This window comes from Nocardioides sp. NPDC127514 (genome assembly GCF_040302125.1).
Lineage (GTDB): Bacteria > Actinomycetota > Actinomycetes > Propionibacteriales > Nocardioidaceae > Nocardioides.
The window spans coordinates 50,299-72,998 of record NZ_JBEORF010000014.1 but is presented as its reverse complement, the minus strand read 5'-3'; the positions used below and the strand labels follow the sequence as shown (position 1 = coordinate 72,998).

Genomic DNA, 22,700 nt, shown 5'->3' with positions numbered 1-22,700 from the left:
GGCCGGGCACAACCGTCAAACAGTTATTAGGGTCGCGCCTAAACCGATAATGGCTGCTGTGCGTCATCCAGGCGTGAGCCGAGAAGAATTCACCGACTTCTACGTCGGTGCCAAGGACCGCTGCCTGCGTGCGGCGATCGCGACCGGCATGGATCCCGGGCGGGCGGAGGAAGCGACTGCCGAGGCCTTCGCACGCGCATGGTCGCGCTGGCCGACGGTCAGAATCGCCAACTCCCCGGCGGCATGGGTGGTGCGCACCGCGATCAACGTCGACATCTCCTGGTGGCGCAAGCGCCGCCGTGAGCTGACCGTTCCCGACACCCCCGACCACCTCCCCCGCCCCGGCTCCGGCGAGGACACCGACCACGACCTGTTGATGGAGGCCGTACGCCGACTGCCACCGCGGCAACGCCAGGTCGTCGCGCTGCGCTACTTCCTCGACCTCGACGCCGAGACGACCGCCCACGAGCTCGGGATCGCTCGCGGCACCGTCTCCGCCACGCTCCACCACGCTCTCAAGACTCTGCGGCTGCAGCTGACCAACCCCGAAGGGATGCTGTCATGAACGACATCGAGACCTTGCTGCGCAACAGCAGTCGCCAGACACTGGACGTCCCTGCCGCCGAGATCCTGCGCCGGGGCGACCGGATGCGTCGCCTCCGTCGCGGCACGAAGGCGGTCGCCGCCGTCGCCGCCTTCTCGGTCGCCGGAGTCCTGGCGTACGTCGCGGTCCCCGACCGGCTGATCGACTCGGAGATCGCGACCCCCGAGCCGCCCACCCAGAAGACTCCGGTCGACTGGTCCGGCAACCCGACCAACCTCACTCCCGAGGAGCTCGACGTGCTGAGCGATCGGTGTCTGATGACGGCCTGGGCCGACGTGAAGTCCATGTACGCGGACCCACCCCGGGCGGCCAACGCCATCAACCCCGACGAGGTCGAGCAGATCCCGGATGGCACCTGGCCGTTCCTCGCCGAGAAGCGTGGATCGACGGCGATGGCGGTCTTCGACGGCCGCGACTACGAGGTGACCTGCTCGACGGTGCACGACGCCAGCCGGAGCGCTGACCGCGGCCCCGACCTCGCAGGGGCCTTCGGCCTGCCCCAGGTCTGGGGCGCCTTCGCCGAGACCGGGCCGTGGGAGGACTTCTACCGTGGAGGCACCAGCGCGGGTACGGAGTTCATGCTTCCCCTGCCGGAGACGATGGACGTCGCCAAGGTGGTCTTCACCTCGAGCGGGGAGGAGATCCCGGCCACCATCGTCAACGGCGTGGCGGTCGCGTGGACCGACCACGACGTCGACGTCGAGTCAGCGGACTTCCGTGCCTATGACGCCGACGGCAATCTGGTCCATCCCGATCCGGGTGAGGCGAGAATGGCACCGCCGACCACCGAGTGGACCGAGACCGCCGAAGGGGTCCGCGTCACCCGATCCCTGGGCAACGAGACGATCGAGTCCGCCTGGTTCTGGGTCGGCAAGCAGCGGTTCGACGCGACCATCACCGAGGACAACGTGGCGGTCGCAGTGATCCCGACCGGAACGCTCACCACGGACCAGCTGAACAGCCTTCAGATCCAGGGCGTCTCGCCCGACGGTCTCTACCTGCGCGGATGCACCGGAAAGCCCTGCGGCCCTTAGCGCTGGGCTGCGACGTACCTCTCCGCCGCCGCCCGCGGCTTGTCCCCGAGCCCCTCGATCCCGATCAGGCTCGGGAGCAGGCTGCGGTCGGTGGTGAGCGCCTTGAAGAGCGTCGAGACGGTGATGCCGTGGTCAGGACGGTGGACGAGGACGATCTCGTCGCCGGCCTGCAGCTGCCCCTCCTCGAGCACACGCAGATAGGGGCCCGGCCGGGCCTCCTGGGTGAACTTCTTGACCCACCGGGCGTTGTCGTAGCCCGAGACGCCCATCCAGTTCTTGAAGTCGTTGCAGGGAGTACGCACGCTGCAGACCTGCAGCAGCACCGTCCCGATCCGCCACTGCTCCCCCACCAGAGCCTCGTTGATGTCGATCCCCTCGGTGGTGAGGTTCTCGGCGAACTGCCCGTCACGGAGCGTCACGCCCAACCGTGAGCCCCACACGTCGAGGTCCTCGCGGGCGAAGGCGTAGACCGCCTGCTCCTCGCCGCCGTGGTGGCGGCGGTCGGTCTGGGTGTCGGTGACGATGCCCTCCGCACCGACCGTCACCGGCTCGGGCGTGGCGAGCTTCTCCATCGAGGTGGCGCCCACCTCCGCCCACTCGGCTGGCTTGGACTGACCGACGTTGACGCTTCGCACGATGGGCATGGCGCAGATTCTCCTGGCTGCGCCGGATCGAGGCACGCGAGTTTCTCAGTCCTGGACGGCCTTCGCGACCGAGATCATCGCGGTGATCCACTCTTTATCAGGTCCAGCCTTGTCGGGGGTCCGGTTGTCCTCCAGCTCGCCCTTGACGTTGACGACCAGCCGCAGCACCGCCCAGGCCCGGGCCCGGTCCTCGTCGAGCTCGGCGGCGTCGACGAGTGCGAAGAATCGGTCGCGTATGCCATCCCGGATCCGCCCCGCATACTCGTCGAAGCGGTTCCAGAGCATCGGCGCGAGCTCGTAGTGCGGGTCGCCGGAGAGGGGCTTCGGGTCGATGACCAGCCACTCCTCGCGATCGCCCTGGAGGACGCTGTGTCGAAGTACGTTGGCGTAGTGCAGATCGGTGTGGATCAGCGTCCCGTCGGTGGCCTCGTCGACGGCGAAGTCGCGGGCGATCGCGCGGGCCTGCTCGACCATCCGCGGCGGCACCGGCAGCCGTCGCTCCTTCTCTCCCAGCTCGCTCGCCCAGCGTGCGGCCTGCGCCGACAACGTACGCAGCTGCGGCGGAGCCGGGACGTGCAGCCGCCGGTAGAAGCCGCCCACGATCTCGCACGCCTGCACGTCCCAGAGCTCCGAGAGGTCCTCGGTGTGCAGCCGTTCCAGCAGCAGCGCGAAGCGCTTCGGGTCGGCCCGGAGAAGGCGTACGGCACCCCGGCCGCCCCAGGTCTGCAGCGCCAGCGCCTCGTGCTCGGCCTCCCAGTGCGGCCAGCCGATCTTCAGCACCGCGGCCTCGTCATCGGCGGTCCGGACGGGAACCACGACCGCGGTGTTGCCGTGCGTCGCCTCGCCATCAGGTGTCAGCGACCACTCCTCGAGCAGATCGCGCATCAGCCCGGGCAGCCGGTCGAGCCACGCCGCCCAGTCGGGACCGTTCGCCGCGAGTGCCACGAAGGAGTCCGGCAGCGGCGTCACGCGAGCCACCTTAATCCGCTTCCCAACCCCGGACGGATCGGGCAGGTTGTGCCCATGTCACTTCCAGAGTCGATGGGGACCAAAGGTGTTCCCTACCCGCCCGAGCGCTACGACGGCGAGGCCGGTGAGGTCTCGGCGTTCTACCGTCCCGACAGCACCCCGCCCGATCTGTCCTACCCCAACGGCGTGAAGGTCGACTATCTCGCCACCGGAGCGACGACCGCAGGTGACTACGGGCTCTACCGCTGGCACTTCGGGCCCAACGAGACCGGCCCCGGGCCCCACTTCCACCGGGCCGTGGCCGAGTCGTTCTACGTGCTGACCGGGACCGTGCGGATCTACAACGGCGAGGAGTGGATCCCGGCCGGTGCCGGCGACTTCGTGCACGTGCCGGTCGGCGGCCTGCACGGGTTCCGCAACACCACCGACGAGCCCGCCTCGATGCTGCTCCACTTCACCCCGGGTGCGCCGCGGGAGGGCTACTTCGAGGGGCTGCGCGAGCTGGCCGAGGGCACCGAGCTCGGTCCGGACGAGATGGCCGAGTTCTACAAGCTCCACGACAACTACTGGGTCGACTGAGCGACCTTCAGGGCCTCGATCCCCATCCGGACGATGGGGCTGGTCGTGTCGGCTTGGATCGCCGGGTCGTCCAGCCCGATCCACGCGGCGTAGTCGGTGGTTCCGTCGACCTCCAGCGTGCCCAGCTCGCCCCCGACGATCCGTGCCTCGAAGACCACCCGGGTGGACTGGTAGGGCCGGCGACCGGGGTCGAACGGCACCACGTAGACATCGGTCGTCAGCGGAGCCCCGACCTCGACGTCGTAGCCGGTCTCCTCCTTCACCTCGCGCACGACGGCGGCGGGCATCTGCTCGCCGTAGTCGACGCCGCCACCCGGCAGCGTCCACCCCGGGTCGTTGCGGTGGTTGCCGTTGAACCAGCTCAGCAGGATCCGCCCCGCGTCATCGACGATGACGGCGTACGCCGCCACCCGGGTGTCGTAGTCGGTGAAATGCATCACCGCGAGACTAGCGCGGACCAGCCGGAAGTCAGTCGAAGACGAAGGCGGTCGCGTCCTTCGGGAACGAGGTCCAGGCCCGGATCCGCCGCGGATGCACCGCGGGCGTCCCCTCGATGTAGTGCTTCGCCTCGAAGACGTTCTCGCCGTACTCGGGATACTTCGCGTTGAGCAACCCGGCGATCTCCTCAGCGACTTCGGGTGCGAAGGACGTCGTCCGCACCTCGCCCTCGATGACGACCAGCTTCCACGGGTCCGGCAGGTTCACCGTCACCTTCGGATGCTCGGCCGCCAGCCGCCGGTGCAGCGTCTCCGGGCTGCCGCCGTAGACCAGCTTGTCCTCGAACCAGATCCCGTCCAGCGGCGTCACGTGCGGACTCCGCCCCGGCCTCTCGAACGCGAACCAGAACTGCTTCGCCTCGACGAGCTGCTGACGTACGTCCTCCCAGGCCAGCAGCTCGCTCGGCGTGCCGTATCCCTCCGGAAACCGAATCTGTTCTCTACGCATGTGCCTCACTCAACCACCGCCCGCGCTCGGCCGACCCGACCGAAATTGCTCAGCCGTACGCGGCAGCCAGCTCGGTCCCGATGCGAGCCAGCTCGCGGCGTACGTCCTCAGGGCCGGTGACCTCGATCATCGATCCCCATCCGGCCAGCTGCTCGGCGATGGACCGAGCGGTGTGGGCGGCGAGGGTCACCTCGATCCGCTCCTCGTCGCCGACCGCAGGCGCATCGCCGATCACATCGAGGTAGGTGCCGAAGTGGTCGCGCAGGACCCAGAGGTGCCGACGCCGCACAAGCACCGTGGCCCGCACCCGAGCCCGCCGCTCCTCGACGTACGACACCACCCGCTGCCACTCCCGGGCGAGGTCGAAGCCTTCGGGCCGATTCGCCGGCTGTGCGGTCACCTCGACCGAGGCGACCCGGTCCATCCGGTAGGTGCGTACGTCCGGGCCGTCCTCGCGGGTGGCCAGCAGATACCAGAGGTCGTCCTTGGCGACCAGGCCCAGCGGATCGAGCAGGACGGTTCTGACCTGACCGGTGCGGTTGGTGTAGTCCACACGCACCTGCCGCCGGTCGATCACCGCCTGCTGCACGACGTCGACGACCTCGGGCCGCGAGCGACGCTGCTCACCCCAGGAACCGGCATCGAGCCGCACCGCCTCCGCGGCAGCGGCCGCATCTGCCCGGAACGGGCTCGGCAGCGCCCGGAGCAGCTTGCGCACGGCCTGCTGCGCCTCGGGCGACGTGCTCGCCCCTGGCCCGACGAGGGTGAACAGGGCCTGTGACTCGGGACCGGTCAACCCGCTCAGGTCGGTGCGTGCGCCCCCGACGAGAGACCATCCCCCGCCCCTGCCCGGCTGCGGGTAGACCGGCACGCCGGCCGACGACAGCGCCTCGAGATCGCGGCGGGCGGTCGCGACCGATATCTCCAGCTCGGCGGCGAGCTCTGCCGCCGTCACCCGGCCACGCGCCTGCAGCAGCAGGAGCGTGGCGATCATCCGCTCGGCTCGCACAGATCTGAGATTGCCACACAAAGTGCTCATGAGGTGAGCACTTTGAGCGGAAGCATGGGTGTCACCACTACGAAAGGAAGCGCACATGTTCCGCGGATTCACCACGATCAACTACCTCGTCGACGACGTGAAGGCGGCCGCCGCCTGGTACCAGGAGCTCCTCGGCGTCGAGCCCTACTTCGCACGGCCAACCGCCGACGACCCGGCCTACGTCGAGTTCCGCATCGGCGACAGCCAGGACGAGCTCGGCCTCCTCGACCGCCGCTACGCACCTCAGGGCTACTCGTCAGCCAACCCCGCCGGCGCGATCATGCACTGGCACGTCGACGACGTGCAGAAGACATACGACCACCTGCTCACCCTCGGCGCGACCGGCCTCGCCGCCCCGCGCCCCCTCGGCGAACCCGGCTGGGAGATCGCCACCGTCGCCGACCCGTTCGGCAACGTGATCGGACTGATGCACAGCCCGCACTACCTGGCGATGCGGGCCGACCGCTGACCCAAGGCGCGGCTGCCGCTCACGACGATCAGCACCACGAGCATCACGGGCACGATCAAGGTCCACATGGTCGGGAGCAGCCCCGCGACACATCCGATCGCCGTGAGCGTGAACCCCGTCCGAGGCCTGCGCGGCAGCAGCAGCGTGCCGATCAGGACGAGCACGCCCGCACCGACGAGCGTGCCGAACCAGAATGCAAGACCACCGTCCCCGCTGCGTACGACCCGGACGGTCTCTGCCGCTCCCGCCGCGAGCAGCAGACAGCCTAGGAACAGCCCGTACCACCACACCCAGCCACGCGCGCCCGAGCGCTCCTCATCGGATCGCATCGCGTCCCCTCCCGTCTTGTCGCCCCCGGGAAAGGCTCTCCACCATCGAGCGTAAGGCGTGGCCGCTCAGGCAGCGAGCGTATGAGTGAGGAGTACGTCGCGCAGCCTGAGCTCCCTAGCGGCTCCGGCGGCTCGACCAGCGGAGCAAGGCGGCTCGACCAGCGAAGATCTACTTCTTCCCGGCAGACTTGTCGGTGGAAGGCTGAGTGGTGGAGAGCGCGGCGACGAAGGCCTCCTGGGGGACCTCGACGCGGCCGACCATCTTCATCCGCTTCTTGCCCTCCTTCTGCTTCTCCAGCAGCTTGCGCTTACGCGAGATGTCGCCGCCGTAGCACTTGGCGAGGACGTCCTTGCGGATGGCGCGGATGGTCTCGCGGGCGATGACGCGGGCGCCGATGGCGGCCTGGATGGGCACCTCGAACTGCTGCCGCGGGATGAGCTCCTTGAGCTTGCCGGCCATCATCACGCCGTAGCCGTAGGCGGCCTCGCGGTGGACGATCGCGGAGAACGCGTCGACGGGCTCGCCCTGGAGCAGGATGTCGACCTTGACCAGGTCGGCGGCCTGGTCGCCGCTGAACTCGTAGTTCAGCGAGGCGTACCCCTTGGTCGAGGACTTGAGCTGGTCGAAGAAGTCGAAGGCGATCTCGCCCATGGGGAGGACGTAGCGCATCTCGACGCGGTCCTCGGAGAGGTAGTCCATGCCGCCGAGGGTGCCGCGCTTCTTCTGGCACAGCTCCATGATCGTGCCGATGTAGTCGGACGGCGAGAGGATCGTGGCATTGACGACCGGCTCGCGGACCTCGCGGATCTTGCCCTCGGGGAACTCCGAGGGGTTGGTGACGATGTGCTCGGAGCCGTCCTCCATGATCACGTCGTAGACCACGTTGGGAGCCGTCGAGATGAGGTCGAGGTTGAACTCGCGCTCGAGACGGTCGCGGGTGATCTCCATGTGCAGCAGGCCGAGGAACCCGACGCGGAAGCCGAAGCCGAGCGCGCCCGACGTCTCCGGCTCGTACGTCAGCGCCGCGTCGTTGAGCTGCAGCTTGTCGAGCGCCTCGCGCAGCACCGGGTACTGGTCGCCGTCGATCGGGTAGAGCCCCGCGAAGACCATCGGGTTGGGGTGGGAGTAGCCGCCGAGCATCTCCTTGGCCGGGCGGTTGTTGCCGGTGACGGTGTCACCCACGCGCGACTGGCGTACGTCCTTCACGCCGGTGATCAGGTAGCCGGTCTCACCGACGCCGATGTGGTCGGCCTTGACCGGCTCCGGGCTGATCACGCCGAGCTCGAGCATCTCGTGGACCGCGCCGGTCGACATCATCTTGATCTTGTCGCGGTGGGTCAGCTTGCCGTCGAAGACCCGGACGTAGGTGACCACGCCGCGGTAGGTGTCGTAGACGGAGTCGAAGATCAGCGCCCGTGCCGGGGCGTCCGGGTCGCCGACGGGAGCCGGGGTCTGGGCCACGATCTCGTTGAGCAGCCCCTCGACACCCAGTCCGGTCTTGGCCGAGACCTGGAGTACGTCCTCGGGCTCGCAGCCGACGAGGTTGGCCAGCTCCAGGGCGTACTTCTCCGGGTTGGCCGACGGCAGGTCGATCTTGTTGAGCACCGGGATGATGTGCAGGTCGGCACCCATCGCCAGGTAGAGGTTGGCCAGCGTCTGCGCCTCGATGCCCTGCGCCGCGTCGACGAGCAGGATCGCCGCCTCGCACGCCTGCAGCGACCGGGAGACCTCGTAGGTGAAGTCGACGTGGCCGGGGGTGTCGATCATGTTCAGCACGAACGTCTTGTCGGCGTCCTCGCCCTCGGTGACCGTCCACGGCATCCGCACGGCCTGGGACTTGATCGTGATCCCGCGCTCGCGCTCGATGTCCATCCGGTCGAGGTACTGTGCCCGCGCGGCACGCTCGTCGACCACACCGGTCAGCTGCAGCATCCGGTCGGCCAGCGTCGACTTGCCGTGGTCGATGTGGGCGATGATGCAGAAGTTGCGGATGATCGCCGGATCAGTGGAGCCGGGCTGTGGCGCGGAGTGAGTCACAGGCTGCTTTCGTAGATGCTCAAGAACGGGGGCGGGTACGTCACCGCCTAGTGTCCCACGCTCAGTACTGATGGAACCAAAGCGGCAGCTGCACCGACTCGCCCGGGCAGGTCACGTTGCGGTCGCGGCCGTCCTCGAGCCACTGCACCATCACCGCGGCACCGCCCTGGAACATCCACTCGCCACCGCACCGCTCCAGGGCCGCGGCCCGCGATGCCTCGCCGGCCGGGCGCCACTCGGGCAGCTGCAGCTGCAGGTCGCCGACGATCGGCGTCCACAGGCCCTCGATCGAGTAGACCCCGACCCGCTTCCCGGCGTCCTGATAGCCGGCCACGGCGCCCAGGACCACCGCCTGGTTGGCCTCGATGTCGCCGGACCACTCCCAGACCGCGACCGGCTCGACGTCGAGCCAGACCGAGGGCGACTCCAGGCCGGCGCGTTCCATCTGCTCGAGGTTCCACACCGCCTGCTGGTAGCCGACGTTGGTCAGCCGGCCGATCTTCGTGTCCGGGTCGCCCGGACCCTCCTCGCCCCGCTCGCGGAGGGTGGCGGCGGTGGGATAGGAGGTGACCGCATAGGCCGAGGTCATCACCTTGTTCTGCTTGGCCCACTCGACCTGCGAGGCCAGACACGGGTTGGGGGTGAACCCCGGGCCGTTGGTGAGCCCGATGACCACGTACTCCGCCGAGGCGAGCGGCATCGGCAGCCCCAGCGTCCGGCGCTCCTTGATGCCCATCCCCTCGGGACACTGCGGCCAGCTCACATCACCGCCCTCGACGATGCCGCGATCATCGGCAGGTGGGACGGACGGGATCTCCAGCGACTCGGGCGCACGTGGTGGCACGCTCGCCGACGTCTCGGGCGCCGGGCTCGCGGGCATCGACGGCGAGCCGGACTCCGCCTCGGCCGGGGGCTCGGCGGCGCAGCCGAACAGCACCGGCGCCGCCAGGACCAGCAGCACAGCGGCGAACACGCTCTTTCTTGCCCACATCACCGCAGATACTGCCACCCGCATCCCAGCGGGTCACACCTGCGCGAAGTCGTCCCCCATCACCGGCCGGATCTCGATCGGCTCGCCGAGGACCGAGACGATCCGCGACACGATGTCGATGGCTCGCTCCTGGCTGGCCACGTCGATGACCGCGAAGCTGGCCATGACCTCCTTCAGCTCGGCGAACGGTCCGTCGGTCGCGACCGGACCGTTCTCGCCCGGCCGGACGGTGACCGACACGGCCGGGTGCCCCAGGCCCTCGGTGCTGACCAGCTCGCCGTTGGCGACCAGCTCCTCCTCGAACTTCTGGTACTCCGCGAACGCCGCGAGCGCCTCCTCGGAGGCCGTGTCGGAGGCGTCCCACGCGTCGGCGGGCGTGTATCCCAGCAGCAGGTATTTCATGCCTCGAAACTAGACCCTCGAAACTAGGCTCTGTCGGCATGACCGGACCGGCGGCGCTCGAGGACCTGCTGCGGACCGAGGCGCCGTACGTCCTGAGCGCCCTGGTCCGCCGCTTCGGCCGGTTCGAGGCCGCCGAGGACGCGGTCCAGGAGGCGCTGCTGGACGCCAGCATCCAGTGGGCGCGCGACGGCGTTCCGGAGAACCCGCGTTCCTGGCTGACCAGGGTCGGCTACCGGCGGATGGTGGACCTGCTCCGCTCCGAGCAGGCGGCCCACCGCCGCGAGCTCCAGATCGGGATCGCCGAGGTGGTCACGCCGGCCGGCCCGGCGGCGGAGACCGACGACAGCCTGACGCTGTTGCTGCTCTGCTGTCATCCGGCGCTGTCGCGGGCCGGCCAGGTGGCGCTCACGCTGCGCGCCGTGGGCGGCCTGACGACGACCGAGATCGCCCATGCGTACGGCGTCGCCGAGAACACCATGGGCACCCGGATCAGCCGGGCGAAGCAGACGCTGCGCAAGGCCGGCGCCCGGTTCACGCCGCCCGGGGAGGCCGAGCGCGCTGATCGGATCGGCGCCGTGCTCGAGGTGCTCTACCTCGTCTTCAACGAGGGCTACACCGCCACCGCCGGCGCCGAGCTGGGCCGGGTCGACCTGGCGCACGAGTCGATCCGGCTGACCCGGATGCTCGCCCGGATCGCTCCGGGCGAGCCCGAGGTCGCCGGCCTGCTGGCGCTGATGCTGCTCACCGAGGCCCGGCGGCCGGCCCGCACCGACCCCGACCTCGGCCTGGTGCCGCTGGCCGAGCAGGACCGCTCCCGGTGGGATCGGGCGCTGATCGAGGAGGGGCTGGCCGTGCTGGGGGAGGTGTGGGACGCCGCTGATCCGGGCCCGTTCCGGCTCCAGGCGGCGATCGCCGCGGTGCATGCCCACGCGACGTCGGCCGCGGACACCGACTGGCACGAGATCCTCGGCCTCTACCTGCTGCTGGAACGTACGCTGCCGACCGCGCCGGTCCGCCTGGGCCGAGTCGTCGCGGCGGCGCACGCGTTCGGCCCGGCGGTGGGCCTGCAGCTGCTGGACGAGCTCGACGCCGAGCACGGCCTCGCCGGCGATCCGCTGACCGCGCAGCGGGTCCTGGCGATGCGGGCGCACCTGCTGGACCAGCGGCGCGACCCGTCCGCCGCCGCCCAGTTCCGGGCGGCGGCGGAGCTGACCGCCAACGAGGCCGAGCGCGACTACCTGCTCCGGCGCGCGGATCAGGCCCGGGTCATCGTCGACTCGTAGCCGCCCTGGCCGGCGTAGTCCCACTCGCCGGTCATCACGTCGCCGGTCTCGTCGAAGGTGCCGACGAACTTCACCGGCGAGCCCTTCTCGCCTCCCCAGATGGTGAGAGTGTCGCCGTCGAGCTCGTAGACGTAGTCGAGGGTGGCGCCGGTGTTGTCGTAGTAGCGCGAGTGCACGTCGGCGCTCGGCTCCTCACCGAAGGGGCGCAGGTTGCCGATCACCTCGATCCCGGTCGTGACCTGGCCGTACTGCTCCAGGCGTACGTCCTGCATCAGGAAGTAGCCGCCTTCCATCCAGCGGTAGGTCACCTCGCCCTCCGCCCCACCGGTCACCTTCCAGGTGCCGATCAGCCGGTCCAGGGCGCGGACGCCGGCGCTCGGTGCGGGCAGTGCGGGCATGGCGTACTCGTCGTTCATGATGTCGCTCCTCGTGTGCGGCCGGCTTCTCCGGCCTTCACCCCTCTCTCGGAGCCCGCCCGAGGATCTCGACATCCATCGCGTACGTGTTCACCGACACGACCCGCGGAACTCACCGGTCGTTCCGCCGGAATCGGCAGGTTTGGCCCATGACCCCACTCAACCGCCGCTCCGTCCTCGGTCTCGGTGCCGCCGCCGGTGCCGGACTCGTCATCCCCACGACCGCAGCAACCGCCCACGCCGTCCACGCCGCCCCCGCCTCCGCCCCCGCCTCCGCCCCCGCCTTCGTCCGCGGCAACCGACCGACCCTCACCCACGGCGTCCAGTCCGGCGACGTCGGCGCCCGCGGCGGCGTCCTGTGGAGCCGGGCGGACAAGACCTCCCGGCTGGTCGCGGAGATCTCGGCCGACGAGTCGTTCCGTCGGGCCCGGCCGGTCAGCGGCCCGGTGGTGACCGCGCGCAGCGACTTCACCGGGGAGCTGAAGGTCGACGGCCTCGAGGCGGGGCGCGACTACTTCTACCGGGTCCGTGCCGTCGACCCCGACGACCCGCGACGCGGCAGCGCCTGGGAGCTGGGCCGGCTGCGTACCGCTCCCGCACGCCGCCAGGACATCCGGTTCCTGTGGTCCGGCGACATCGCCGGCCAGGGCTGGGGCGCCAACCCCGACTTCGGTGGCTTCCGGATCGCGCCCGCGATGGCGGCGCGCGAGGCCGACTTCTTCCTGAGCTCCGGCGACAACGTCTACGCCGACGGCCCGCTCACCTCGACCGTGACCCTCCCCGACGGACGGGTATGGAACAACATCGTCACCGAGGAGAAGCACAAGGTCGCCGAGACGCTGGCCGAGTTCCGCGGGCAGTACGCCTACAACCTGCTCGCCGACAACTGGCGCGCGTTCCTCGCCCAGACGCCGATCGTGGCGCAGTGGGACGACCACGAGGTCACCAACAACTGGTACCCGGGCGAGATCCTCCCCGACGACGGCCGCTACACCGAGCGCCGTGTGGATGTCCTCGCGGCGCGCGCGAAGCAGGCCTTCCACGAGTACATCCCGGTCGGCGACGCCTCCCCCGACCCCGACGGCCGGATCTACCGCAAGCTCTCCTACGGACCGCTGATGGACCTGTTCGTCCTCGACATGCGCACCCACAAGGACGCCAACACCACCAACGCCGAGACGAGCGCCGACGGCGGCGTGCTCGGTGAGCGTCAGACGAAGTGGCTGCTGCGCGAGCTGGCTGCCTCCCGGGCCACCTGGAAGGTCATCGCCGCGGACCTGCCGATCGGCCTGGTCGTCCCGGACGGTCCGCTGCAGGAGGGCATCTCCCAGGGCGACGCCGGCGCCCCGCTCGGCCGCGAACTCGACATCGCGACCGTGCTCACCGGGCTCAAGCGCCTCGGCATCCGCAACCACGTCTGGCTGACCGCCGACGTCCACTACACGGCAGCGCACTCCTACTCGCCGGACCGGGCGTCCTACCAGGACTTCGACCCGTTCTGGGAGTTCGTCTCCGGCCCGCTCAACGCCGGCGCCTTCGGCCCCAACAAGCTGGACCCGACCTTCGGTCCGGCGGCCGAGTTCGTGGCCGCTCCCCCGGCCGCCAACACCTCACCCGCCGACGGCTTCCAGTTCTTCGGCGAGGTCGAGATCGACGGACGTACGCAGCAGCTCACCGTCACGCTCCGTGACGTCGACGGCGGTGCGCTATTTACGAAGACGCTGGACCCGAGTTTCCGTTAGGGTCTGCCGGCTAGGGCGTGTCTCTGCGAAGACACGCCCTAGCCGTCTCCCGTTCGGGCCCAGGAGGACCAGCAGACCATGAGCGAAATTCATGTCGTCCCCAAGGACATGAAGACATCCATCGGCATCGCCACGGACGCCGAGAGCGCCGTACGCAAAGCCGACTCCGCCGGCTATCTGAGCAAGGCGGGCGCTGCGGTCCCGGGGGCGGAGTCGGTCACCTACATGTCCGATCTCGGCACCCGCTGGACCGATGAGACGAAGGCCGGGGCCGACAGCGCTCAGAAGCTCGCGGCGGAGATGCAGAAGGCTCTCGACGAGTTCGAGGCCGCTGACCAGGCCGCCGGCGACAAGGGCGGAAAGGTCATGGGCCCGAACTGATGGCGATCACGTTCGGCCAGGTCAAGACCTGGAAGGCGGCACCACTGGGTGACGCGGGCGACGGGCTCAAGGCCGACCTCCGCAAGCTGGAGACCAGCCGCGACGAGCTCGAGGCCAACGGCGTGGCCAAGTCCTGGACCGGTGCGGCCGCCGACGCCGCCCGCGGCCACCGCGACACACTGGTCAAGCAGCTGAGCGGCCACATCACCGGCAAGCAGCAGATGCAGAAGGCGCTCTACGCCGCCGAGCCCGAGGTCGAGGCGATCGAGCGCCTCGTCGCCGGGATCCTCGACCGGGCCAAGACCAACGAGTTCACCGTCGGTGACGACGGCTCGGTGACCAGCACCGCCACGCCGCCGACGTTCAAGAGCCGTTTCGAGGCCGAGGAATGGAGCAGCAGCCGCCAGTTCGTCGCCCAGGAGATCGCCGACGACATCACCGACGCCCTCGCCAAGGCGGCCGGGGTGGACCAGATCCTCACCGACGGCATCCCGACCGGCACCGACAAGGATCTCGATCACACCCGTGACGAGCGCGGCTTGGCCTCCCCCGAGGTGACCGAGCGCTGGGCCCAGCTCACCGATGCCGAGCGCAAGGCGATCATCGACCAGAAGATCGAGGAGCTCGCCGAGGAGTACGGCGTCGATGTCGAGGACATCGTCTGGGACGCCCAGGGCAGCACCAACGGCTACTGGAGCGAGGACGACCACACCGTGCACCTCAATCCGGGCAATGTCGACAATCCCGACATCCTGCACACCGTGGCTCACGAGATGCGCCATGGCCGGCAGTACGAGGCGATCGAGGACAACAACGACTTCCAGTTCTGGTGGGAGGACGACCCCTTCGACGAGCACAAGGAAGACGGGATCACCGAGGAGCAGGCCGAGGACTGGGAGGAGAACTTCGACGACTACAAGAGCACCGACAACGGCGACACGTACGAGGAGTACTACAACCAGCCCGTCGAGGCCGACGCCCGCAAGTCCGGTCGCGAATATCTCGACAATCTGACCGCCGCTGAGCTCGACCGTCTCCTGAAGGAGTCGAAATGACGACGTACGCCGATCTGGTCACCGCCTACCTCGACGCCCCCGGCTCCGAGACGCTGGCGCCGCTGCGCCGCGCGGTCCGCAGCTCCGCCAACTTCACCGTCGACCTCGACCTCAGCGCGGTCGACAAGCTGCTCGACGAGGGCGCCTACGCCGAGGCCGCGACCGCGCTGCGGGCACTCATGCCCGGGGCGATCTTCAGCCCGTCCGCCCACCTGCGCCTGGCGACCGCCCTGGAGCGCTCCGGTGAGGAGCGCTCGGCCGCTCGCGAGCGTCAGGTCGCCAGCGCTGCCCTGCGGAGCATCCGGGCGACCGGCGACGGCACCCTGGAGCATCCCTGGACGGTGCTGCGGATCAATGACGAGTACGACCTGCTCCGCGCCCTGAAGAAGGTCCCCGGCCGCCAGGATCTCCTGGAGGCCGACGGGCGGCGTATCGACCGCCACACCTGCACCGACGGGACCCTCGTCCACTTCGACGCGACCGCGCTCGTCTGATGGCGATCACGTTCGGCCAGGTCAAGACCTGGAAGGCCGCACCGCTGGGTGATGCCGGCGACGGGCTCAAGGCCGACCTCCGCAAGCTGGAGACCAGCCGCGACGAGCTCGAGGCCAACGGCGTGGCCAAGTCCTGGACCGGGGTGGCCGCCGACGCCGCCCGAGGGCATCGCGACGGCCTGGTCAAGAGCCTCAGCAGCCACATCACCGCCAAGCAGGAGATGCAGAAGGCGCTCTACACCGCCGAGCCCGAGGTCGAGGCGATCGAGCGCCTCGTCGCCGGGATCCTCGACCGGGCCAAGACCAACGAGTTCACCGTCAGCGACGACGGCACGGTGACCAGCACCGCCACGCCGCCGACGTTCAAGAGCCGTTTCGAGGCCGAGGAGTGGAGCAGCAGCCGTCAGAACATCGCCCAGGAGATCGCCGACGAGATCGAGAAGGCGCTCGCCAAGGCCGTCGGCGTCGACGCGATCCTCGCCCGCGGCCTGCCGACCGGCATCAACGAGCAGGGCGACGAGTACGGCAACATCGACCCGGCCATCGCGGAGAAGTGGGAGACGCTCACCATCGAGGAGCGCAAGGCCGTGCTCGAGGAGATGGTCAAGAAGATCGCCGAGGAGAGCGGCGTCGACATGCCCACCATCGACTGGTCCGATCTGGAGAACGACGACTGGAGCGACGGCAGCATCACCTACGGCTACTGGAACGACGAAGAGCCGACGATGGCGCTCAACCCCAACGTGCTCGACGACCCCGGCCAGCTGATCAACACCGTCGCCCACGAGGTCCGTCACGGTCGCCAGCACGAGGCCATCGACGACAAGAACGACTGGCAGTTCTGGTGGGAGGACGACCCCTTCGACGAGCACAAGGAAGACGGGATCACCGAGGAGCAGGCCGAGGACTGGGAGGAGAACTTCGACGACTACAAGAGCACCGACAACGGCGACTCCTTCGACGAGTACTACAACCAGCCCGTCGAGACCGACGCCCGCAACTCCGGCCGTGACTACCTGAACAACCTCACCGAGGAGGAGTTCAACCGGCTCCTGGAGGAGTCCCGATGACGACGTACGCCGACCTGGTCTCCGCCTACCTCGACGACCCTGGCCCCGAGACCCTCGGGCCGCTTCGCCGCGCCGTCCGTGGCGCGGCGAACTTCACCGCCGATCTCGACCTCGACTCGGTCGACAGACTGCTCGCCGAGGGGTCGTACGCCGCGGCCGCCGCCGAGCTGCGGCGGGCCATGCCGGGGGCGATCTTCAGCCCCTCGGTCCACCTGCGGATGGCCGCCGCGCTGGAGCAGTCCGGCGACGGCCGGGCCGCCGCCCGCGAGCGGCAGGTCGCCGGTGCCGCGCTGCGCAGCATCCGCTCCACCGGCGACGGCAGCGAGCAACATCCGTGGTCGGTGCTGCGTATCAACGACGAGTACGACATGCTCCGAGCCCTCGACAAGGTCCGGGACCGCCAGGACCTCGTCGAGACCGGGGGCCGTCGACTCGACCGCCTCACCTGCACCGACGGCACCGTCGCCTACTTCGACGTGTCCTCGTTCGCCTGACCGATCTCTCCAGAAGGACCGATGAAACCCCGAACGTACGTCCTCAGCGTCCCGCTCATCGGCGTGCTCGCCGCCGCGCTCCTGGCCGGGTGCGCCGGCGACCCCGACCAGGACGGCTGCGACATCTCCGCGCTCGGGACGTCCGGCGGCACGATCAGCCTGGCCGCCGCGGTCATGCCGTCGCGGGTCGACGCCGGCTCGCTGGTCACCGACCCCGACGGGAAGTACGTCGTGGCCAGCTGCACCGACGGCACCTGCCGCTGGAACGCCGCCGGTGGTGCGTACGAGACGGTCTCCGACACCGGCTACAGCGCCATCAGCCCCGATCTCACGCTCGTCGCGCGGAAGGTCGGCTGCTCGGACATCGCGCTGGTCGAGGTGGACGGCGACAAGCAGGCCCAGAGGCTCGAGGGCCTGCCGAACCCGCAGGTCACCGACGCCAGCCCGGTCGGCGAGATCGCGTTCAGTCCCGACGGTCGGCTCGTGGCCGGCGCCGGGCTCGAGGGCGACCTGATCATCTGGTCGGTCGAGGACGGCGACGAGGTGGCGAGCACCGATCTCGGCAACGGTGTCGGATCGATCTCGTTCAGCCCCGACAGCAAGAAGGTGGCGGTCGCCTCCGGCGACAGCGTCTCGATCCTCGAGTCCGAATCGGGCGACGAGGTCGACAGCCTCGTGGCCGCGAACGTAGCCGACCCGGTCTGGAGCCCGGACGGCCGCTGGATCGCCGGCGCCACCACCGAGGGCTACCCCACGATCTGGGACGCCGAGACGCTCGAGGCCGTCGAGACGCTACCTGATCACCCGGTCGGCGCCGTCGCTTTCTCCCCCGACTCTCGCACGCTGGCTGTCACGAGCGCCTCCGCCGATGCCGAGCTGGTCCTGTGGGCACCGAAGTCGCTGGGAGGTACGGGCGAGTCCCGTGACCTCGTCCGGTCCGCGGTGCCGGGTTCGAACGTGATCTTCAGCCCCGACGGGAAGGCCCTCTACACCGCGTCGGCCGTGGAGGGCATCGCCGCCTGGGACATCGCCACGGGCAAGCCCGCCGCACAGCTCGACCAGCCGCCGATGTCCTAGCTTCCCGTGCCGTGGTGCGCTGGCGCTTCATGGCCGGCGTACACAAGGATGTGGTCGTGAGCGCGATCCCGACGAACATCCCGCACGGGCAGACCGCCCGCCGCCTGGAGTGGCCGCACCTGCCGCCGTTCCTGCGGTCCTCGATCGAGAAACGCCTCGGCGGTGGGCCGGTGGTCTCGGCGGAGTCGCACGGGGCCGGGTTCACGCCGGGGTTCGCCTCGGTGCTGACCTGCCAGGACGGATCCCAGCACTTCGTGAAGGCGGCCTCCGCCAAGGCGCAGCGCGACTCCGCGGCGCTCTACCGGGAGGAGGCCGCGAAGCTGAAGAAGCTCGCCGGCTGGGTCCCCACCCCGAAGCTGAGGTGGTTCGACGACGGCGAGTGGGTCGTCCTGGCCTTCGAGCACATCGAGTCGCGGCTGCCTTCGCGGCCCTGGACTCCCGCGGACCTCGAGGTCGTCTCCCAGGCGCTGGTCGAGACCGCAACCGCCCTCACCCCGGCCCCGGGCATCGGCTGGCCGACCTTCGCCGAGGAGCACGCCTCGTACCCCGCCTTGTGGGACCGGGTGGCCGGCTACCCGCACGCCGACCGGGCGGCCGAGATCGCCGCGGGGTTCGCGGAGCACACCGCCGGCGAGACACTGGTCCACCTGGACGTACGCGACGACACCATCCGCATCCGCCCCGACGGCGGCGTCCTGCTGCTCGAGTGGACCTGGCCGGTCCTCGGCGCCGACTGGATCGACTCGCTCCTGCTGCTGGTCGGACCTCGCGGTGACGGCCTCGACGCCGAGTCGTTCCTGGCCACCCATCCGCTGCTGTCGCAGGCCGCCCCGGAGGCCATCGACTCCGTCCTGGCCCTCTTCGCCGGCTACTTCCTGGCCGCCGCCGACCAGCCGGTCAAGACGACCTCGCCCCACCTCCGCAGGATGCAGCGGTGGCAGGGCGAGGTGTGTCTGGACTGGCTGGCGGAGCGCCGAGCCTGGGATCAGGACCCGGCGTAGAACGCGTCGATCCGCGCCTGCTCCTTCGCCTCCACGACGTTGCGCTTCACCTTCAGCGACGGGGTGAGCTCACCGCTCTCGACGGTCAGGTCGTGCTCGAGGATCTCCCACTTCTTGATGGTCTCCCAGCGGTTGAGGCCGGCGTTGAGCTCGTCGACGTAGCCGCCGATCAGCTCACGCACCTGCGGCGAGGTGACGATCTCCTCGTACGACTTCCCCTCCAGACCGTGGGAGGCGCCCCAAGCGGTGATCGACTCGGGGTCGAGGGCGATCAGGGCGCTGACGAAGTTACGGTTGGCACCGAAGACCAGGAACTGGCTGGTGTAGGGGCACAGCGCGGCGAACTTCGACTCGATCGCCGGCGGCGCGACGTACTTCCCGCCCGAGGTCTTGAAGAGCTCCTTGATCCGGCCGGTGATGGTGATGTAGCCCTCCTCGTCGATCGAGGCCTTGTCACCGGTGTGGTACCACCCCTCGGCGTCGAGCGCCTTGGCGGTCTCCTCGGGCAGGTTGTGGTAGCCCGGCATCACGTGCGGGCCGCGGATGAGCAGCTCGTCGTTCTCGCCGATCTTCACCTCACTGCCCGGGAACGCCTTGCCGACGGTGCCGAGCTTGTTCTCCGTCAGGGTGCCGACGGACGCGCCCGCAGCGTTCTCGGTCGAGCCGTAGCCCTCCATGATCAGGATCCCCGCGGCCCGGAACCACTCGGCGATCTCACGGTTGAGCGGGGCCGAGCCGGAGATGAAGAACCGTACGCGGCCACCGAAGCGCTCACGCACCTTGCTGAGCACCAGCTTGTCGAGCACGGCGTGCTTGAGCGCCATCGAGGTCGGCACGGACTTGCCCTCGCGCAGCAGCCGGTCGCGGGCGATGCCGTTGGCGAAGGCGGCGTCGAAGAGCTTCTTCTTCACACCACCGTCGTTCTCGACCATCATCGTGATCCTGGCGTGCACCTTCTCGAAGATGCGCGGGGCGGCGCCCATGAAGGTCGGCTTCACGATCGCCAGGTTGTCGACGATCTTGTCCATCCGGCCGTCGATCGCGGTCGGGAAGCCGCAGGCGATCTGGACCGAGAGCAGCACCTTGCCGAAGACGTGCGACATCGGCAGCCACAGGAACTGCAGGTCGTCGGGGCCGAGCACGTCGCCCTTGGCCCGGAACACCTCGCCCTCGTAGACCCAGGCGCGGTGGAGCAGGCGTACGCCCTTCGGCCGACCGGTGGTGCCGGAGGTGTAGACCAGCGTGGCCAGGTGGTCCGGGGTGATCTTGGCCGCGGTCTCCTCGATCACGTCCGGGTGGTCGGCGAGGTACTTGTCGCCGATGGCCGCGAGGTCGTCCAGACCGATGACCCGCTCACCGTCGGTCTGACCGTCGAAGGTGATCACCTTGACGATCTCGGGCAGGTCGGCGGCCCTCTCGGCGATCTTGGCGAGCTGACCGTCGTCCTCGGCGAAGACGAAGCGGCACTCGGCGTCACCGAGGATGTAGGCGGTGTCGTCGACGTTGGTCGTCGGGTAGACAGTCGTGGTGGCGCCACCGGCGAGCATCACCGCGAGGTCGGCGATGATCCACTCGTAGCGGGTGGTCGAGGCGATGCCGACCCGCTGCTCGAGCTCGAGGCCGAGCGAGACGAGGCCCGCGGCGAGGCGGCTGGCCAGGTCGCTGGCCTCCTTCCAGGTCAGCGACTTCCACTCCTCTCCGCCTGCCTCGGTCGTCGAGCCGACCACGGGATAGCGGAACGCTTCCGCATTCGGGGTCGCCTTGACCCGGTTGAGGAAGTGAAGGGCGAAGTTCGCCGGCATCTCGTCGAGGAATGCGAGATCGATCGCGGACTGGGTCGGCATGATTCTCCTGGCCTGCAGTGTGTGCGTGGGGGGTGAACGGTGGGCGGTTAGCACGAGAGGGACCGCGCGGGGGACCCTAGACGCTGGAGCCGAGCCGCAACAGGGGGTTCCGCCGGAAATCTCGTGACCGAGATCACCACAGCCTACCCCGGAGTAGCTATGGGAGGTACGGCGATTTGAGGCCAAACGACGCGAGTCTGTAATCTTGACCGCAAGCGTGTTCGCGTAGGCCTCTCCCCTCTCATTTCCCCGAGGGGCCGGATTGAGAGCTCGCACCACCACACGTCGAAGCACTGGAGATCATTCACCCATGGCGAACATCAAGTCGCAGATCAAGCGCAACAAGCAGAACGAGAAGGCGCACGAGCGGAACAAGGCCGTCAAGAGCGAGCTCAAGACCGTCATCCGCAAGTTCCACGCCGCCGCTGAGGCCGGCGAGAAGGACGCGGCGGTCGAGACCGCCAAGGTCGTCGCCAAGAAGCTCGACAAGGCCGCCTCCAAGGGCGTCATCCACAAGAACCAGGCCGCCAACCGCAAGTCGGCGATCGCCAAGAAGGCTGCCTCCCTCTGAGGTAAGCCCCACCGAAGCCCCCGTCCTCCGCGACGGGGGCTTTCGCATGTGCCGAGACGTCACTTACGTCGGCCGAGGCGTCACTTACGTCGGCCGAGACGTCACTTACGTCGGCCGAGACGTCACTTACGTCGGTCGAGACGTCACTTAGCTGCCGTCTCGACCGACCGGACTGACATCTCGACCGACCGGACTGACGTCTCGGCCGACCGGAGTGACGCCTCGGCGGGGTCAGCGCTGGCGGAGGGCGGCGATCGTGAGGACGAGGCGCTCGAGCGTGTACGCCGGGTCGCTGGCGGCGCCCTTGAGGTCGGCGTCAGCTCGGGCGACCGAGCGGAGGGCCTCGCCGATGCCTTCGCGGGACCAGCCGCGGGCGAGGCCGGCGATGGACTTCTGCTTCCAGGGCGGAGTGCCGCTGTCGCGGATCCCGGCGACGTGGTTGGCGACCGTGCGCAGCTGGCCAGCGACGGCGGAGAGGACGTAGACCGGGGAGGAGCCGGTGTCGAGCGCCCAGCGGATCTCCTCGAGGGCCTTGACCCGGTCGCCGGAGATGATCGCGTCCGCGATCACGTAGTTCTTCACCTCGGCCCGGCCGCCGAAGTACTGCTTCACATGCTCCAGGCCGAGCCGCTTGGCCTCATTGTCGCCGGCGAGCTGGCTGGCAGCGGCGGCCAGGGCGCGGAGGTCTTGGCCGACGGCCTGGATCAGGAAGTCGGCGCCCTCCTCGTCGATGCTCGCTCCGTGCAGCCGCAGCTCGGCCTTCACGAAGCTGCCGAACTCACGCGCCTTCAGCTCGACCGACTTGTGCTCGGTCACCTTCGGAAGCTTGCGGAGCTTGGCGAGCGTGCCGCTGCCCTTCTGCCCACCACCGTGGACGAGGACGAGGGCGACCTCCTCCGCGGGCATCCCGGCATAGTCCATCAGGCCCGCCACCGACTCGTCCGGCAAGTTCTCGAGGTTCCGGACGACGACGCACCTGATGCTCGAGAAGAGCGACGGTGCGCTCAGCTCGCCGAGCGTTGCCAGCGTCAGGTCGGCGGCGGTCGCCTCGGAGACCTCAGCCTCGGCGTCGTAGGCCTTCACCGCGGCTTTCGCAGCCGCGACCGTACGCTCCCCCAGGAACTCCTCCTTGCCGGTCACCAGGGTCACCCGCCCGAGGACGTCGGAGGCCGAGAGGTTGCCGGTGGGGCTCGGTGCGGAGGCGGTGCGTGCCATGCTCAAACCCTCCC

The 22,700-nt window shown here is 69.3% G+C and carries 26 protein-coding genes; 14 read left to right on the top strand and 12 right to left on the bottom strand.

Annotation, left to right across the window (positions count from 1 at the left end; translation table 11 throughout):
• The first annotated feature begins 73 nt into the window (after positions 1–73).
• Entirely contained in the window at positions 74–565 is a 492-nt protein-coding gene (locus ABTX24_RS12920; protein ID WP_201451265.1) for a sigma-70 family RNA polymerase sigma factor, read from the top strand.
• Positions 562–1,638: a hypothetical protein gene (locus ABTX24_RS12915; protein WP_350840082.1), complete on the top strand. Its 1,077-nt coding sequence runs from the start codon at positions 562–564 to the stop codon at positions 1,636–1,638. Before ABTX24_RS12920 ends, ABTX24_RS12915 begins: the two co-directional genes overlap by 4 nt.
• On the opposite strand, the gene ABTX24_RS12910 is transcribed toward ABTX24_RS12915, so the two are convergent.
• Positions 1,635–2,282: an MOSC domain-containing protein gene (locus ABTX24_RS12910; RefSeq protein ID WP_160028202.1), complete on the bottom strand. Its 648-nt coding sequence runs from the start codon at positions 2,280–2,282 to the stop codon at positions 1,635–1,637. The genes ABTX24_RS12915 and ABTX24_RS12910 overlap by 4 nt on opposite strands.
• A gap of 45 nt (positions 2,283–2,327) precedes the next feature.
• On the bottom strand, positions 2,328–3,251 hold the full coding sequence (locus ABTX24_RS12905; RefSeq protein WP_350840080.1) for an aminoglycoside phosphotransferase family protein: 924 nt from the start codon (positions 3,249–3,251) through the stop codon (positions 2,328–2,330).
• 54 nt (positions 3,252–3,305) lie between these two features.
• Between ABTX24_RS12905 and ABTX24_RS12900 the strand changes: the two genes are divergently transcribed.
• The gene (locus ABTX24_RS12900) at positions 3,306–3,830 is read left to right on the top strand and encodes a cupin domain-containing protein (protein WP_350840078.1); all 525 of its coding nucleotides are present in this window, start codon (positions 3,306–3,308) and stop codon (positions 3,828–3,830) included.
• Here ABTX24_RS12900 and ABTX24_RS12895 read toward each other — a convergent pair.
• From ABTX24_RS12895 to ABTX24_RS12885, 3 genes are read right to left on the bottom strand one after another with little or no spacing between them, the layout of a single operon-like run.
• Positions 3,815–4,267 carry an NUDIX hydrolase gene (locus tag ABTX24_RS12895; protein WP_201451264.1) on the bottom strand — a complete coding sequence of 151 codons (453 nt, stop codon included), beginning with the start codon at positions 4,265–4,267 and terminating at the stop codon, positions 3,815–3,817. The genes ABTX24_RS12900 and ABTX24_RS12895 overlap by 16 nt on opposite strands.
• A 31-nt stretch (positions 4,268–4,298) precedes the next feature.
• Entirely contained in the window at positions 4,299–4,775 is a 477-nt protein-coding gene (locus ABTX24_RS12890) for a pyridoxamine 5'-phosphate oxidase family protein (protein WP_350840076.1), read from the bottom strand.
• Positions 4,776–4,824: 49 nt separating this feature from the next.
• Positions 4,825–5,769 (bottom strand): helix-turn-helix transcriptional regulator, encoded by a 945-nt coding sequence (locus tag ABTX24_RS12885; protein WP_350840074.1) that lies wholly within the window; start codon positions 5,767–5,769, stop codon positions 4,825–4,827.
• 100 nt (positions 5,770–5,869) lie between these two features.
• Here ABTX24_RS12885 and ABTX24_RS12880 point away from each other — a divergent pair, with 100 nt between their 5' ends.
• Positions 5,870–6,283 carry a VOC family protein gene (locus ABTX24_RS12880; protein ID WP_350840073.1) on the top strand — a complete coding sequence of 138 codons (414 nt, stop codon included), beginning with the start codon at positions 5,870–5,872 and terminating at the stop codon, positions 6,281–6,283.
• Here ABTX24_RS12880 and ABTX24_RS12875 read toward each other — a convergent pair.
• From ABTX24_RS12875 to ABTX24_RS12860, 4 genes are all read right to left on the bottom strand, one after another.
• Positions 6,256–6,612 (bottom strand): hypothetical protein, encoded by a 357-nt coding sequence (locus ABTX24_RS12875; RefSeq protein ID WP_350840071.1) that lies wholly within the window; start codon positions 6,610–6,612, stop codon positions 6,256–6,258. The two genes, ABTX24_RS12880 and ABTX24_RS12875, sit on opposite strands and share 28 nt — an antisense overlap.
• A 169-nt stretch (positions 6,613–6,781) precedes the next feature.
• Positions 6,782–8,650: a translation elongation factor 4 gene (gene lepA, locus ABTX24_RS12870; protein ID WP_160028190.1), complete on the bottom strand. Its 1,869-nt coding sequence runs from the start codon at positions 8,648–8,650 to the stop codon at positions 6,782–6,784.
• 61 nt (positions 8,651–8,711) lie between these two features.
• Complete coding sequence (locus tag ABTX24_RS12865) at positions 8,712–9,623, bottom strand: glycoside hydrolase family 25 domain-containing protein (protein ID WP_350840070.1); 912 nt, start codon at positions 9,621–9,623, stop codon at positions 8,712–8,714.
• Positions 9,624–9,674: 51 nt separating this feature from the next.
• Positions 9,675–10,043, bottom strand: a complete 369-nt coding sequence (locus ABTX24_RS12860) for a YciI family protein (protein ID WP_350840068.1) — start codon at positions 10,041–10,043, stop codon at positions 9,675–9,677.
• A 38-nt stretch (positions 10,044–10,081) separates the two neighbouring features.
• Here ABTX24_RS12860 and ABTX24_RS12855 point away from each other — a divergent pair, with 38 nt between their 5' ends.
• A complete protein-coding gene (locus tag ABTX24_RS12855) occupies positions 10,082–11,326 on the top strand; it encodes an RNA polymerase sigma factor (protein ID WP_350840066.1) in 1,245 nt (414 codons plus the stop codon).
• Here the strand turns inward: ABTX24_RS12855 and ABTX24_RS12850 are convergent.
• The gene (locus ABTX24_RS12850; protein WP_350840064.1) at positions 11,299–11,742 is read right to left on the bottom strand and encodes a hypothetical protein; all 444 of its coding nucleotides are present in this window, start codon (positions 11,740–11,742) and stop codon (positions 11,299–11,301) included. The genes ABTX24_RS12855 and ABTX24_RS12850 overlap by 28 nt on opposite strands.
• Positions 11,743–11,891: 149 nt before the next feature.
• On the opposite strand from ABTX24_RS12850, the gene ABTX24_RS12845 reads away from it, so the two are divergent.
• From ABTX24_RS12845 to ABTX24_RS12810, 8 genes are all read left to right on the top strand, one after another.
• Entirely contained in the window at positions 11,892–13,484 is a 1,593-nt protein-coding gene (locus ABTX24_RS12845; RefSeq protein ID WP_350840062.1) for an alkaline phosphatase D family protein, read from the top strand.
• A gap of 78 nt (positions 13,485–13,562) precedes the next feature.
• Positions 13,563–13,865: a hypothetical protein gene (locus tag ABTX24_RS12840; protein ID WP_350840060.1), complete on the top strand. Its 303-nt coding sequence runs from the start codon at positions 13,563–13,565 to the stop codon at positions 13,863–13,865.
• Positions 13,865–14,920, top strand: a complete 1,056-nt coding sequence (locus tag ABTX24_RS12835) for a hypothetical protein (RefSeq protein WP_350840059.1) — start codon at positions 13,865–13,867, stop codon at positions 14,918–14,920. The genes ABTX24_RS12840 and ABTX24_RS12835 overlap by 1 nt, the downstream gene beginning before the upstream one ends.
• A complete protein-coding gene (locus ABTX24_RS12830) occupies positions 14,917–15,414 on the top strand; it encodes a DUF4919 domain-containing protein (protein WP_350840057.1) in 498 nt (165 codons plus the stop codon). The genes ABTX24_RS12835 and ABTX24_RS12830 overlap by 4 nt, the downstream gene beginning before the upstream one ends.
• Positions 15,414–16,484: a hypothetical protein gene (locus ABTX24_RS12825; RefSeq protein WP_350840056.1), complete on the top strand. Its 1,071-nt coding sequence runs from the start codon at positions 15,414–15,416 to the stop codon at positions 16,482–16,484. The genes ABTX24_RS12830 and ABTX24_RS12825 overlap by 1 nt, the downstream gene beginning before the upstream one ends.
• The gene (locus tag ABTX24_RS12820) at positions 16,481–16,978 is read left to right on the top strand and encodes a DUF4919 domain-containing protein (RefSeq protein ID WP_350840054.1); all 498 of its coding nucleotides are present in this window, start codon (positions 16,481–16,483) and stop codon (positions 16,976–16,978) included. The genes ABTX24_RS12825 and ABTX24_RS12820 overlap by 4 nt, the downstream gene beginning before the upstream one ends.
• A gap of 21 nt (positions 16,979–16,999) precedes the next feature.
• Positions 17,000–18,055 carry a WD40 repeat domain-containing protein gene (locus ABTX24_RS12815; RefSeq protein ID WP_350840053.1) on the top strand — a complete coding sequence of 352 codons (1,056 nt, stop codon included), beginning with the start codon at positions 17,000–17,002 and terminating at the stop codon, positions 18,053–18,055.
• Between the two features lie 56 nt (positions 18,056–18,111).
• Positions 18,112–19,056 (top strand): hypothetical protein, encoded by a 945-nt coding sequence (locus tag ABTX24_RS12810; protein WP_350840051.1) that lies wholly within the window; start codon positions 18,112–18,114, stop codon positions 19,054–19,056.
• Here ABTX24_RS12810 and ABTX24_RS12805 read toward each other — a convergent pair.
• Positions 19,041–20,900 carry an AMP-dependent synthetase/ligase gene (locus tag ABTX24_RS12805; RefSeq protein ID WP_160028164.1) on the bottom strand — a complete coding sequence of 620 codons (1,860 nt, stop codon included), beginning with the start codon at positions 20,898–20,900 and terminating at the stop codon, positions 19,041–19,043. The two genes, ABTX24_RS12810 and ABTX24_RS12805, sit on opposite strands and share 16 nt — an antisense overlap.
• 310 nt (positions 20,901–21,210) lie before the next feature.
• Here ABTX24_RS12805 and rpsT point away from each other — a divergent pair, with 310 nt between their 5' ends.
• Positions 21,211–21,471, top strand: a complete 261-nt coding sequence (gene rpsT / locus ABTX24_RS12800) for a 30S ribosomal protein S20 (RefSeq protein WP_160028162.1) — start codon at positions 21,211–21,213, stop codon at positions 21,469–21,471.
• A 231-nt stretch (positions 21,472–21,702) separates the two neighbouring features.
• Here the strand turns inward: rpsT and holA are convergent, their stop codons facing one another.
• Positions 21,703–22,686 (bottom strand): DNA polymerase III subunit delta, encoded by a 984-nt coding sequence (gene holA, locus ABTX24_RS12795; RefSeq protein ID WP_160028160.1) that lies wholly within the window; start codon positions 22,684–22,686, stop codon positions 21,703–21,705.
• Positions 22,687–22,700: the final 14 nt, after the last annotated feature.